The 12,514-nt window shown below is 51.2% G+C and carries 12 protein-coding genes; 9 read left to right on the top strand and 3 right to left on the bottom strand.

Annotation, left to right across the window (positions count from 1 at the left end):
• Positions 1–5 precede the first annotated feature (5 nt).
• The 3 genes from ACU6TU_RS08565 to ACU6TU_RS08555 all read left to right on the top strand — a co-directional run bounded on the left by ACU6TU_RS08565 (position 6) and on the right by ACU6TU_RS08555 (position 3,670).
• Positions 6–1,298 carry an MATE family efflux transporter gene (locus tag ACU6TU_RS08565; RefSeq protein ID WP_447144133.1) on the top strand — a complete coding sequence of 431 codons (1,293 nt, stop codon included), beginning with the start codon at positions 6–8 and terminating at the stop codon, positions 1,296–1,298.
• Between the two features lie 190 nt (positions 1,299–1,488).
• Positions 1,489–3,144 carry a nitrite/sulfite reductase gene (locus tag ACU6TU_RS08560; RefSeq protein WP_447144132.1) on the top strand — a complete coding sequence of 552 codons (1,656 nt, stop codon included), beginning with the start codon at positions 1,489–1,491 and terminating at the stop codon, positions 3,142–3,144.
• The gene (locus ACU6TU_RS08555; protein WP_447144131.1) at positions 3,134–3,670 is read left to right on the top strand and encodes a DUF934 domain-containing protein; all 537 of its coding nucleotides are present in this window, start codon (positions 3,134–3,136) and stop codon (positions 3,668–3,670) included. Before ACU6TU_RS08560 ends, ACU6TU_RS08555 begins: the two co-directional genes overlap by 11 nt.
• A gap of 137 nt (positions 3,671–3,807) precedes the next feature.
• Here the strand turns inward: ACU6TU_RS08555 and smrA are convergent, their stop codons facing one another.
• Positions 3,808–4,398 (bottom strand): DNA endonuclease SmrA, encoded by a 591-nt coding sequence (gene smrA / locus ACU6TU_RS08550; RefSeq protein ID WP_447144130.1) that lies wholly within the window; start codon positions 4,396–4,398, stop codon positions 3,808–3,810.
• 146 nt (positions 4,399–4,544) lie between these two features.
• Here smrA and ACU6TU_RS08545 point away from each other — a divergent pair, with 146 nt between their 5' ends.
• The 4 genes from ACU6TU_RS08545 to ACU6TU_RS08530 are packed head-to-tail and all read left to right on the top strand — an operon-like array spanning position 4,545 to position 6,545.
• On the top strand, positions 4,545–5,033 hold the full coding sequence (locus ACU6TU_RS08545; protein WP_447144129.1) for a gamma-glutamylcyclotransferase family protein: 489 nt from the start codon (positions 4,545–4,547) through the stop codon (positions 5,031–5,033).
• A complete protein-coding gene (wrbA, locus tag ACU6TU_RS08540; protein WP_447144128.1) occupies positions 5,030–5,650 on the top strand; it encodes an NAD(P)H:quinone oxidoreductase in 621 nt (206 codons plus the stop codon). Before ACU6TU_RS08545 ends, wrbA begins: the two co-directional genes overlap by 4 nt.
• A complete protein-coding gene (locus tag ACU6TU_RS08535; RefSeq protein ID WP_447144127.1) occupies positions 5,650–6,042 on the top strand; it encodes a DUF2069 domain-containing protein in 393 nt (130 codons plus the stop codon). Before wrbA ends, ACU6TU_RS08535 begins: the two co-directional genes overlap by 1 nt.
• A gap of 32 nt (positions 6,043–6,074) precedes the next feature.
• A complete protein-coding gene (locus tag ACU6TU_RS08530) occupies positions 6,075–6,545 on the top strand; it encodes a c-type cytochrome (RefSeq protein WP_447144126.1) in 471 nt (156 codons plus the stop codon).
• Between the two features lie 349 nt (positions 6,546–6,894).
• Here the strand turns inward: ACU6TU_RS08530 and ACU6TU_RS08525 are convergent, their stop codons facing one another.
• On the bottom strand, positions 6,895–7,566 hold the full coding sequence (locus ACU6TU_RS08525; protein ID WP_447144125.1) for a cytochrome b/b6 domain-containing protein: 672 nt from the start codon (positions 7,564–7,566) through the stop codon (positions 6,895–6,897).
• Between the two features lie 251 nt (positions 7,567–7,817).
• Between ACU6TU_RS08525 and pdxH the strand changes: the two genes are divergently transcribed.
• Positions 7,818–8,462 carry a pyridoxamine 5'-phosphate oxidase gene (gene pdxH, locus ACU6TU_RS08520; RefSeq protein ID WP_447144124.1) on the top strand — a complete coding sequence of 215 codons (645 nt, stop codon included), beginning with the start codon at positions 7,818–7,820 and terminating at the stop codon, positions 8,460–8,462.
• A 99-nt stretch (positions 8,463–8,561) separates the two neighbouring features.
• On the opposite strand, the gene ACU6TU_RS08515 is transcribed toward pdxH, so the two are convergent.
• Positions 8,562–11,309: a bifunctional acetate--CoA ligase family protein/GNAT family N-acetyltransferase gene (locus ACU6TU_RS08515; protein WP_447144123.1), complete on the bottom strand. Its 2,748-nt coding sequence runs from the start codon at positions 11,307–11,309 to the stop codon at positions 8,562–8,564.
• Positions 11,310–11,560: 251 nt separating this feature from the next.
• On the opposite strand from ACU6TU_RS08515, the gene ACU6TU_RS08510 reads away from it, so the two are divergent.
• Positions 11,561–12,511 (top strand): histone deacetylase family protein, encoded by a 951-nt coding sequence (locus tag ACU6TU_RS08510; protein ID WP_447144122.1) that lies wholly within the window; start codon positions 11,561–11,563, stop codon positions 12,509–12,511.
• Positions 12,512–12,514 lie beyond the last annotated feature (3 nt).

Below are 12,514 nucleotides of genomic sequence, written 5' to 3'. Positions count from 1 at the left end.
AGGTTATGCGTTTGGCCTTACCCATCATGTTGGGCATGCTATCGCAGAGCATGCTTAACCTGATTGACGCTGCGCTAGTTGGCCATTTAGGTGAGGAGGCATTAGCCGGTGTGGGTATCGGCGGCTATGCCATGTTCATGATGACGGCGCTGGTCTTTGGACTCTCCTCAAGTGTTCAATCCCAAACCTCTCAGGATTTGGGCGCTGGAGACTCCCCTCTGACGCGCTCACTTCATTCAGGGTTGCTTATTGCTGTCATGGCTGGCCTCCCGCTGTCATGGTTGGCGTGGTGGCAGGCTCCCTGGATAATCAATCTTATTACACCTGCTGATGACGTAACCCGCATTGCCGTTGACTACTTCCGCTGGCGGGTTGTTGCGTTAACAGCTGTAGCCCTGACACTGTGCTTTCGCGGTTACTGGAACGGGCGGCAGCAAACGCACCTTTATTTGCGTATTATCCTGATTGTGCATGTGTTTAACGTGATCGCCAGTGCCGGACTAATTTATGGTATTGGTGGCCTTCCCGCGCTGGGCGCGCGTGGCGCAGGTATTGGCACGACACTTTCTTTACTGCTCGGGCTCATCATTTGGATGGGAGTGACGTATAACGCCCATGCGCTGACTCAGCAGAAACAGACACTACATTCAATACGGACAACACTTCTACTGGCGCTACCCCATTCCATGCAACAAGTATGGTTTGCGGCTGGGTATGTCGTGCTGTTCTGGCTATTAAGCAGGATGGGCACAGAGAGTGTCGCCGTTGGCCATGTGCTAGTAAATCTGTCCTTACTGCTTATTTTGCCTGGTGTGGGCGTTGGCGTTGCAGCGATGAGCCTGGTGGGTGAAGCATTAGGTCGGGATGATCAACAGGCAGCCCATCGCTGGGGCATCGATGCGCTAAGCGTTGCCGGTGTACTGTTGACCGTATTGGCTTTACCCATGCTGTTGTTCCCTGCAGCGCTGCTGAGTCTCTTTTTTGATGACAGATCACTAATCGAGCTCGGTACACTACCGTTACAGATCACCGGCCTGATGATTGTTCTGGATGCCGCTGCCCTTGTGCTCGCCCAGGCATTAATGGGGGCTGGTGCCCAACGCACCGTGATGTTTCTGACCTTGAGTATGCAATGGCTGGTATTTCTGCCGCTGGCCTGGTGGGTGGGGATCAACATGGGCTACGGGCTACTCGGTGTCTGGCTTGCCCAACTTTTCTACCGTACGCTGAATTCCGGCAGTTTCTTATGGGTATGGCAGCGGCGACGTTGGCAAGCGCAGTCATATGGCCTCAAGTAGCTTACATACTTTTTCTGAATACCTTTCTGAATACCTTTTTGAATACCATTTTAAGCGCTAGTCTAAATACCATTTAGCGATAAAAAAATAATTATATATTCTTTTGTAGAATATCAATCCCGCGTTAGAGTAATGATACTTTACCGTCTGTCTCGACGTGACCATTTCGCTTTCAGCAGGATCGTGCCACATGTACCGTTATGATATTCACGACCAGACACTGGTTGACGAGCGCGTTGCTCAGTTTCGCGACCAAATGGACCGCTACCGCGCCGGGCGTTTGGGAGAAGAAGAGTTTCGCCCGCTACGGCTCCAGAACGGCCTGTATATTCAGAAGCATGCGCCAATGCTGCGTATTGCTATTCCCTACGGCATGCTGGCAGGTAAGCAGCTTCGTGCATTGGCGGATATTACCCGCCGTTATGACCGTGGCTACGGCCACTTCACGACCCGGCAGAATCTGCAGCTGAACTGGCCAGCTCTGGAAGACGTGCCCGACATTCTGGCCGACCTGGCCCAGGTGCAGATGCACGCCATTCAAACCAGCGGCAACTGTATCCGCAATACGACCAGTGATCAGTTTGCCGGTATCGCCAACGATGAAGTGGAAGACCCACGCCCTTGGTGCGAACTGATTCGCCAATGGTCGACGCTGCATCCTGAGTTTGCCTACCTGCCGCGCAAATTCAAAATTGCCGTCAGCGGCGCCGCAAAGGACCGTGCCGCCATTCAGGTGCACGATATTGGCCTGCGTCTATGGCGTAACGATGACGGCGAAATACGCATTAAAGTATTAGCCGGTGGTGGCCTTGGGCGCACCCCGATGATTGGCGACGTGGTGCGCGAAGATCTTCCCTGGCAGCACCTGTTAACGTATCTCGAAGCCTGTGTTCGCGTTTATAACCAGTTTGGGCGTCGTGATAACAAGTTTAAAGCGCGCATCAAAATTCTGGTGAAAGCGCTGGGGATTGAAGAATTCCGTCGCCGCGTTGATGAAGAATGGGCGCACCTTAAAGATGGCTCGCAAACGCTCAACCAGGCAGCCGTGGATGCGGCCAAGGTGCACTTCCCTGAGCCACAGCGCCGCCCCGTTGCTGAGAGTGCGATTGCCGACTTCGAACAATTGCGCAGCGAAAATCGCAGTTTGGCGCGTTTCGTGACGAATAACGTCACCGACCACAAAGTGCCCGGCTATAAAGCGGTAACGCTCTCTCTGAAACGTCGCGAACACGCGCCTGGCGATGTCACGGCCGACCAGATGGAAGCTGTCGCCGACCTGGCAGACCGCTATAGCTTTGGTGAAGTACGCGTGACGCACGAGCAGAATCTGGTGTTGTCTGACGTACCTGTTGATGAGTTGGAAGCGCTTTGGAAAGACCTGGAAGCATTAGGCATGGCCAACCCTACGGTAGGTACGCTTAACGACATTATCTGCTGCCCTGGTGGTGACTACTGCGGCTTGGCCAACGCGGTCTCCATCCCCATTGCCCAAGCGCTGCAGGAAAGGTTTGAGGACCTGGATTTTCTTTATGATCTCGGCCCGTTGGACCTTAATATCTCGGGCTGCATGAATGCCTGCGGGCATCATCACGTTGGTCATATCGGCATTTTAGGCGTTGATAAAAAAGGCGAAGAGTACTACCAGATCTCGATTGGAGGTAATTCAACCGATGATGCTTCGCTAGGTAAAATTCTTGGGCCTTCCTTCTTCCGCGAAGACGTGCCGGAAGTTGTCGATAAAGTTCTTCAAGTCTATGTGGCGCAACGTCACGAAGATGAGCGCTTCCTCGACACTTACCGCCGTATTGGCTTAAAACCCTTTAAGGAGCATGTTTATGCCCAGTAATACTCCTCAGACTGACGCGGCTGAGCTTACTCCGATTCATGTCGATCACCTGATTGCCGATGGTGAGCTGGCATCAGAAAATGCCTGGTGCGTCTCCTACGACGCAGAAACGCTTCCTGAACAGCGCCCCGCTTTTGTGCCCTTGGTACTATGGCAGGCGAATCAGGACGATACCGAGCTGGCACCGTTGCTCTCAAGTGACACCGTGTTAACCGCTGAACTCAGCCTACAGCTCAGTAACAGCGATGCCATCGCCATTGATTTCCCTGCCTTTACGGATGGGCGTGGCTACACAATGGCTCGCCTGCTTCGCGAACGCTACCACTTTACGGGCGAAATACGTGCCGTGGGTGACGTTCTGGTCGATCAGCTGGATTACATGCGTCGGTGTGGTTTTACTGCCATGGCCCTACGTGACGATCAGCGTCCTGACGATGCAATTCGCGCGATCAACGCCTTTAGCGTTCGTTATCAACCCGATGTTGAAGAGCGTCAGGCACTGTTCGAGCGCCGCTTATCCGCTTAAGCACGGCAATAGGTGAGTGAACTGTCAAATGTTCAAAGGGCAGCCTGATTCATGGCTGCCCTTTTTTAGGTATATAGGTTAGGTATGAAGGTTAGTTAGATATAAAGAAAAGTTACGTATAAAGGAAAGGTTGGCCGTTAGCCGCGCCTTTTCTGCTGGCGCTCACGGTTATTGGCTTTAGCACGGTCACTCTTTCGCAGCATGACCCAGGTTGCGCCAATACCACCCTCTGATGGCTGTGCCGAAACATACGCTTGCACTTCTTCAAACTGGCAAAGCCACTTGGCCAGGTAAGAACGTAAAACGTTGGCGGGGCTGTCCAGCTCTCGCCCTCTTCCATGTACAATCAATACAGAGCGAAGATCATGGGCGTAAGCTTCCTGAATAAACGGAAACAGCATTCTGCGACATTCAGCTAAAGGCCGTCTTAGAAGATGTAATTGAGACTGCACGCTATAACCACCGTGCCTGAGTTTATCAACAACCCCTTCCTGAATACCTTCTCGACGATATTCAATCGGATCAAAGGGCGGCAATAGATCAACAAAATCGTCAGATAAAAAATTACGCTCATCAATAAGCGCTTGTGCAGCTTCACGCCTTGCACGCTGCGCTTCCGTCGCCTGCGAACGTTTCTTGCCAGTATCGGCAACATTGGAGTGACTGAGTGGCTTTACATCACCCATTATGGCCTTGAAATCCATTTCATCACGCAGTGGCTGATTCATGTTGAATTCCTCCGGCAGGTGAAGCCTCATCGTAACAAAATACGTCATATTTCATAAGGACGGTTCAATTCCCTGTAAAATACAAATGCATATTCAGGGAAAGCACCCTTCATAAGCAACGGAAAATAGCAGGAGCTCTGTCGATAATGAAATGGTTCAAACGTTGCCTGATCATCGCCCTGCTGGGGTTGTCAGGATGTGCGGTATGGCTTTGGATGACGATGCTGAGCCCCTGGTGGTATGAACAACCGGAACACGTTGCGGATATCGAACAGCGCACTCACCAGGTGTTTGTTTATGGGACACTGACCTACGCACCAGTGAGGTGGCTGGTGATGAGGGCCAATGGAAAGCCACAACCAGCACAACTGAAGGGATTCAGGCAAGATGGCCTGGATATTTCGGTGGCTGAAGATGCCCATATTGAGGGTTTACAACTTACCGTCACCCCAGAACAGCTTAAACGACTTGACCGTTACGAACGCCTTGGCATTCGCTATACACGCCAGAATGTTACCTTGGCAGATGGTACAACTGCATGGGTTTACCGCCGTTTGACTGACTCTGCTACCATAATGGTCGACCATATTTACGTTTTTTTACCGCACCACTTTCGGAGAACTCTCACTTTATGAGCGCCACGCTTCCCTATGTTCTTGTGCTTTATTACTCACGTAATGGTGCGACAGCCAGTATGGCGAAATATATTACCGAAGGCGTTGAGAGCATCAGCGGCATACAGGCCCGCCTGCGTTGTGTACCTCCGGTTTCGGCTACCTGTGAATCTGTTGATCCTGAAATTCCCGAGGAAGGCGCTGTTTATGCGCAGCTTGATGATCTTCGCCATTGCGCAGGCCTTGCCTTGGGAAGCCCCACCCGTTTTGGTAACATGGCAGCGCCTTTAAAATATTTTCTCGATAGCACCAGCAACCTCTGGCTTAACGGTGCCTTGATCGACAAACCGGCCTGCGCCTTCACCTCCACATCAAGTTTGCACGGAGGGCAGGAAAGCACCCTTCTTAGCATGCTGATTCCACTACTCCATCACGGCATGGTTTACGCAGGATTGCCTTACAGTGAAACTGAACTGCTAAGCACTACCAGTGGTGGCACACCTTATGGAGCAAGCCATGTGGCAGGCACGCGCAGTGACCGCCAGGTGGATGAGCATGAACGCCGCTTATGTCATGCACTAGGTAAGCGTATTGCACTACTATCGCTGGCTTTGACAAGCCTTCAGGAGAAAAACTGATGCGACAATGGCTGGAAGAGCTAGAGCAGACGCACGGGCTGGACAACTTGACCCGCCTTTCCCGTCAACTGGTCCTGGCAAGCTTTGTCTTGCTCATAATGCTGACTGTTTATCGAGGTTTTCTTCTTCAAGGTGATACCTTCAATTGGCGGCCCATTGTCGCTTTTGTCTTGCCATTGATCCTGTTTTTACCATCGATTATTGGTCGGCGTCCGCGCGGTCATGCCTGGCTTTCCTTTGTCAGCCTGCTCTACTTTACCCAGGGCGTCATGGTGGCCACATTGCCAAGCCAGGCATTTCGCGGTATCGCTGAATCCTTGGTATCGCTGGCGCTGTTTACCGGTTGCATGGGATATGCTCGTTTTCGTAGTCGTCAACTTCAGCAAACGTAACGACAACGTCCACACCAGAGGATGAAATTGTGATGCGAATGATTAAAGGAAGCATTATTGCCAGTGCCGCAGCCTTCTTATTGTCTACAGGTGCCGTGGCACAAGAGGTTGAGCCTGCTGATGCCATTAATTACCGCCAATCCGCTTTTAGCGTCATGGCGTGGCATTTTGGCCCGATGGGAAAAATGGCTAAGGGCGAAATTGATTATAATCCCAAAGAGTTTGCAAGCCGTGCCCAAACGGTCAATGCGTTAGCCGGCTTGCCTTGGGAAGGTTTTATCGACGGCTCCTATGCGGGTGATGCCCACGGTGTCGATACCGACGCAATGGCTAAAATTGCTGACAATCAGGACGATTTCAGAGAACGCAAATTCAACTTTATGGGAGACACGGCCACCTTAGCGGAAGTTGCTCAGGAAGGTGATTTTGATGCTTCACGGCGTGCTTTTGCGACTGTCGCAAACTCCTGTAAGGGATGCCATGACAACTATCGTGACAAGTAATAGCGTGATAAGTAACAGCGAAAGCTGATGCCCAGCCTTCTAGGGTCTGTTGACGTTTCATCACGAACCGCGTTGCCGCATCAAAATGTGCCAGACAAGGCGCGGAACGCCGTTAAGGGTGGTTCCCTTTTCAAGTTTCGCAACGCAGTATGGCGAATTTTGAGGCGCAACCCGCAGGGCTGGGTCAGTTTTTATCCGCCGCGGCGTTAGTCGTCGTTCATTTGGAATAACCAAACGTCTCTCCTCCTGCCTTGCTGCGAATAAAAACTGACACCAGCGCGGTCGTGAATGAAACGTCAACAGACCCTAGTAAAAAGCCGGATACTTTATCCGGCTTTTTGATAGCGTGTTACAGCCAGAAGTATGCGCTGACGCCAGCGCCTAACCCGACTGCAATAAGTGCAGGAATAAAAGGCAATTTTATGGGCGTGGCCAGAGCGTCGACGGGCTGTTGAGTAAAGTTTTTGACGCCAGTCACCATGGCTTTCGTCAACTTCTCACCCATCATGGCATGAATAACAACGGCTAGCAGATGCAAACCGATCAGTATCATCAATAGGTCGCTATTGAGCTTATGCAAGGTTAGCAGCAAGCTGCTGAAGTCGCTTCCCAAACTGCCATAAAGCGGCCCCGTAAAAAAAATATCGTCACTCAGGAACAACCCGCTCACCGCCTGAAAACTCAGCGACAGCATTAACACCACTACCATCCAGCCGCCTAATGGGTTATGCCCGGCATAGGGAAGTGGCTTACGTTGGATAATACGTTTAGCGTAGTTTAAAGATGTTCTGGGTGAGGCGAGAAAAGCACGAAAGCGCGCATAATACGTGCCGATAAATCCCCATATCCAACGAAACACCATCAGGCCAAGAACGACATAACCCGCCTGAGCATGAATCTCGACTGGGAATAAGAAAGGAGAACCTTCAGTTTTCATGGTGTAGAAAGACAATAAAACGGCTACGACCAAGCTCCAGTGAAAAATGCGCACCAGCACATCCCATACGTGAACACCTTGCATATTCCCTTTCCTCTGCATGCCAGTAAGCAAGATAGTTTCGCATTTCTTTACCTTTTCTCATAGAATGCGCAACATTTCGTCGCAGGTGACATTTCCTTTTATGGTAGTGGTAATCTCGCGGATTGGCGCGCCTCAGGCAGCTAGACAGCGCTATAAATCAGGCTAATTTCACTCCACTTATAACTAAAAGAGCCCTTGAGCTTTTTCTTTAGAGCGGCGAACATGAGCAAAACACTCCAAGGAGTTACTCCATGAAACGTGAAATCGCGGATATCAGACGCGACTATGAAGGTGGTCAGCTCGACGAAGCCCAGACGCCGGATGAACCCATTGCGCTGTTCGATGAGTGGTTTACTTTGGCGGTTGAATACGAAGCGAAAGACAGCAATGCCATGACACTGGCGACGGTCGACAATCAAGGCCGTCCGCATGCTCGCGTTGTGCTGTTAAAAGATTTCGATGAAGAAGGGATGGTTTTCTTTACCAATTACCATAGTCACAAAGGGAGTGAGCTAAGCAATGTACCCTTTGCTGCGCTGACCTTCTGGTGGCCTTCCCTTTCGCGTCAGGTGCGTATTGAGGGGCGTGTCGAACAAGTGTCTGCCGATGAGTCCGACGAGTACTTTGAGAGCCGTCCTCGTGGAAGTCAGTTAGGTGCCTGGATTGCGACACAAAGCGTGGTGATTCCAGGGCGCAGCTGGATAGAAGAACGCCAAAAACGCTTTCAGCAAGCTTATGACGGTCAGGAAATCCCACGCCCTATCCATTGGGGTGGGTATCGCGTGATTCCGGAAATGATCGAGTTCTGGCAGGGCCAGCCCAGCCGTTTACATGATCGCATCCGCTATGAGCGTCGTGATGGCGAGCCATGGAACCGTTTCAGACTTGCCCCCTGATAACCGAATGCGATAAGACACATCTGCCAAGAGCGATGACTGACACGCTCTTGGCAAGCTGTTTTTTTCATCGCTATACAAGGCAAATCGGCGTTTTTCTTAGTCAGGCAAACTTTCCAGACGGTGTCTCTGCCACTCGCTGTCCGGCTCGTTCAAACGCATCACCGCATCAATAACCTGCTCTTCCATGTTGTAACGAACCTTGAAACCAAGATGTTTCATCAACGCTCGCATGGGATGGTTATCCGGCATGATCTTGCCAATCATTTCCAGGGTGCCAATACGACGGCAGTAATCGATCATTTTTTTCATTAGTAAGCTGCCGATACCCAAACCTTGCAGGTCATCACGGATAATCACGGAAAATTCCGTACGGATATTATCCGGGTCGTTCCACACTCTCACTACACCAAGCATTTCCTTGCTGCCATCGTCGAGCTGGTATTCTGCGATAAATGCCATTTGCCGATCGTAATTGATGTGGGAAAGCATTGATAAATCGCGGTTGGACAAATCTGCTTTATTGTGGAAATAACGAAAACGAATACTTTCTTCTGACAATTGGCGGTGAAAACTGGTAATTAATGGCGCATCTTCCGCGCGAATGGGACGAGCTTCCACTTTCCAGCCGTTCTTAAGAGTTACCCATTCACGTAACTCTTCCGGGTAAGGCATGATCGCAAAGCGTGCGGGAGTACCCAGGTCAATAGCAAAATCAACCGCGACCATGCCATCGCGGTTCAGTAGAAGCGGATTCAACTCTAGCCCTCGCAATTCGGGTAAATCCGATGACATTTGCGAGAGTTTGACCAACAGCTGACAAAGACGGTGAATATCACGCTGAGGGTCAGCTGAGTGTTCACGCAACAATGAAGCGGCATGGGTACGCCCGACAACATCTGCGGCCAGGCTCATATTCAGAGGCGGAAGCGCCACCTGGCGGTCAGCGAGAATGTTGACTTTATAGCCGCCAATACCGAAGACAATCAGAGGGCCGAATACCGGATCACGAGTAATGCCGGCACAGATCTGCATTGAGTGTTTGCCCCGTTGCATCGATTGCAGGCAATATTCGCGTATCTGATAGTGCGGAAATTTCTCGCTGACTTTTTCCCTCAAACGAAGAAAACCTTCCCCTACGTCAGTCGGTGTATTCAGGTCCTGCAGCAAACCCGCCGAGATTTTATGTGGATGCTTACGATAACGATAAGGGCGGCAATTACCTTCGTGAACCACTTTAAGCGCTTTGGGGCCGCTAAACGTCTGCGCGGCATCCATCGCTTCCTGTTGACTATGTACGTATAGGCTCGGTGCCGCCTCAATCCCATAAGCCTCCAGTACTTTGGCGGCTTCTGAGTGGTATAGCGTCTGTCGCCCTTGCTCCTTGGCATTCTGAATCAAGGTGTGACATTCAGCGCGAATTTCCTTGCTGGTTGAAAACGGTAAGCTGGGAGGGATTTCCTGCAGCAGCAATTGCACGCGCTGGTAATCCACCATATGCATGAAGGCATTAACCGCTTTTTCAGGCGAGGTATACGTAGGTATACCTGAGATATTGCACTCATGGCGTGCGTTAAGCGCTTCCTTAAGGCCCATCCAACTGATTAACAGATTGCGGCGAAACTTTTTGCGATTCGCCACTAACGCTTGCGCAGTGGTCAGCGATGGCGCTAAACGGGTGGGCGCATGCACGACCAATACCGCATCAACGTTAGGATCTCCCGCCACTATTTCCAGGGCGTCTACAAATCGCTGCGGTGTCGCATTGCCACCCAAGTCAACAGGGTTTTCGCCAGGCTTGCTGATATCAACCTGGTTTTTATGTAGGGCATGCTGGGTATCAACCGTGAACTGTGCCAGCTTTCCTCCGGCACTGATCAGTTTATCGATCGCCAGCATGGCAGGACCTAAACCATTTGAGACAACCGCGAGACGGTCTCCTTTCAGTGGTTTCATGCGCGATAAGGTTTCCAGTGCGTCAATTAACTCGTCAGAGTCATTAACACGCACGACGCCTGCCCGGGAAAAGGCAGCGTCAAAAACGGTGTCCCGATTGGTAATGCCTGGCGTCGGCGGCATGCCGGAAATATCTGACTCGGGCGTGCGACCGCTTTTGATTGCAACCACCAGGCGGTTACGGGAGGCGTCCCGTAAAGCTGTCATGAAATGCTGGGCATCATTGACGCGTTCAAGATGTAACAGAATGGCTTGTGCAGGGGAAAACTGGTTGATGTAATCGATCAGGTCGGGAAGCAACACGTCAACACTGTCGCCAACAGTGATCAGGTGAGAAAAACCCACGTCACGCCCTGCGGCCCAGTCAATCATGGCATTGGCCAGCATACCGGACTGTCCGATATAAGCGACTCGTCCTGCTTTCACCGGCTGACTGGCGTAAGACGCGTTGAGCTTTTTGCCAGGCACTATGACGCCCATGCATTCAGGCCCCAACAAGCGAATTCCAGAGGAACGGGCAGATTTGAGCATGCGCTCACGAATCGACCCCTTATTCCCCTTGTTACGATCCAGATAAGCGCCACCAGAGAGCACGACGGCAGCCTTAACGCCAAAATCACCCAACTGCTGAATCAGTTTGGGCACCCCTTCAATGGGAGAACACACCACGGCAAGATCAGGGATTTCCGGTAAATCTGTCACATGACGCACACACATTTCACCATGCACCGTGCCATAACCGCGCAGATTGACTGCCCATATTTTGCCTTTGAAGCCACCCTCCTGAATATTGCGTAACACTAATCCACCCAGTGATTCGGGTTTTTCAGAGGCGCCAAAAACAGCTAATGTGCGCGGCTCAAAAAAGTGATGCAAGAAGCGTGTACTCACGTTTGGTTCTCCCACTCAGAACAACATCAGGTAAGTTTCAGCATAAACCTGTTACGTCTGGGTCTGCTGAGGTTTTCACGACCCTGCCAGTCTCTTGGTTTGTAAAAGACACCGCTTCAAGGGGCCAACTCTTAAAAACTCAACATTCAAGGTCAAGTTTGCAGGATAAATTGACCAATTACGACTTATTGACACTGTTACATGACACCGTGTCGCGATTAAGGTGCTCTAAGCTATCCTGGAGTACTGGAATGATTACTGCCTACCTGACTCACCCACATTGTTCACTGCATCACATGGGCCCAGAGCACCCCGAAAACCCGCAGCGTCTGGAAGCAATCAGCGCTCGGCTTGCCTTGTCAGGGTTGCTTCAGCAAACCATGCAAGGAGATGCGAAAGAGGCAACCGATGAAGACCTTGCCCGTGTGCACCCTATGCGCCACCTCAAGGCGTTGGAGAAATGCGTACCTGAACAAGGTATCGTGACTCTCGACAGCGATACGATGATGAATCCCGATAGCCTGAAAGCGGCAAAAGTCGCCGCAGGTGCAGTGATAAAAGGTGTTGATCAGGTATTTAAGCGCCAGGCCGACAATGTGTTTTGTGCTGTTCGTCCACCTGGACATCACGCGGAAGCGTCCGATGCCATGGGGTTCTGCTTCTACAATAATGTCGCCGTTGGAGCCGCTTATGCGCGGGAAAAATATGGCGCAAGGCGCATTGCCATCCTTGATTTCGATGTTCATCAGTGCAATGGCACTATCGATATTTTCAAGAATGATCCTGACATTTTGATATGCAGCAGTTTTCAGTATCCCTTCTATCCTTGGCGCTACCTTCGCAGCGAATGGCAGAATGTTATCAATACACCGCTGGAAGTTGGCACCGACAGCAAAGAATTCAGACGGATTATTGAACGCCACTGGTTGCCGGCTCTACATGCGTTCAAGCCTGACCTGGTCATGCTTTCTACAGGGTTTGATGCCCACCGGGAAGATCCAATGGCTGATGTCTGCCTTGAAGATGAAGATTTCTACTGGATAACACACATGGCAATGGAAATCGCCACCCTCTATGCAGATAATCGCGTAGTGTCCGTGCTTGAAGGTGGCTATAACCCCGAGACACTGGCAAGCGGTGTAGAAGCGCACTTGAAAGCCTTGCTAGGCATGCCTTTCAGCGATACGCCACTCACTGAGTGAGGC

The sequence above is a fragment of the Halomonas sp. LS-001 genome (genome assembly GCF_052983955.1).
Note: the sequence above shows the minus strand (reverse complement) of the source record. Positions and strands in the feature narration are given on the sequence as shown.

What these genes read in the sequence shown, in the direction of transcription:
- ACU6TU_RS08565 (WP_447144133.1), top strand. Translation starts at nt 6, where the DNA reads ATGCGTTTGGCCTTACCCATCATGTTGGGCATGCTATCGCAGAGCATG.
- ACU6TU_RS08560 (WP_447144132.1), top strand. Translation starts at nt 1,489, where the DNA reads ATGTACCGTTATGATATTCACGACCAGACACTGGTTGACGAGCGCGTT.
- ACU6TU_RS08555 (WP_447144131.1), top strand. Translation starts at nt 3,134, where the DNA reads ATGCCCAGTAATACTCCTCAGACTGACGCGGCTGAGCTTACTCCGATT.
- smrA (WP_447144130.1), bottom strand. Translation starts at nt 4,398, where the DNA reads ATGAATCAGCCACTGCGTGATGAAATGGATTTCAAGGCCATAATGGGT.
- ACU6TU_RS08545 (WP_447144129.1), top strand. Translation starts at nt 4,545, where the DNA reads ATGAAATGGTTCAAACGTTGCCTGATCATCGCCCTGCTGGGGTTGTCA.
- wrbA (WP_447144128.1), top strand. Translation starts at nt 5,030, where the DNA reads ATGAGCGCCACGCTTCCCTATGTTCTTGTGCTTTATTACTCACGTAAT.
- ACU6TU_RS08535 (WP_447144127.1), top strand. Translation starts at nt 5,650, where the DNA reads ATGCGACAATGGCTGGAAGAGCTAGAGCAGACGCACGGGCTGGACAAC.
- ACU6TU_RS08530 (WP_447144126.1), top strand. Translation starts at nt 6,075, where the DNA reads ATGCGAATGATTAAAGGAAGCATTATTGCCAGTGCCGCAGCCTTCTTA.
- ACU6TU_RS08525 (WP_447144125.1), bottom strand. Translation starts at nt 7,566, where the DNA reads ATGCAAGGTGTTCACGTATGGGATGTGCTGGTGCGCATTTTTCACTGG.
- pdxH (WP_447144124.1), top strand. Translation starts at nt 7,818, where the DNA reads ATGAAACGTGAAATCGCGGATATCAGACGCGACTATGAAGGTGGTCAG.
- ACU6TU_RS08510 (WP_447144122.1), top strand. Translation starts at nt 11,561, where the DNA reads ATGATTACTGCCTACCTGACTCACCCACATTGTTCACTGCATCACATG.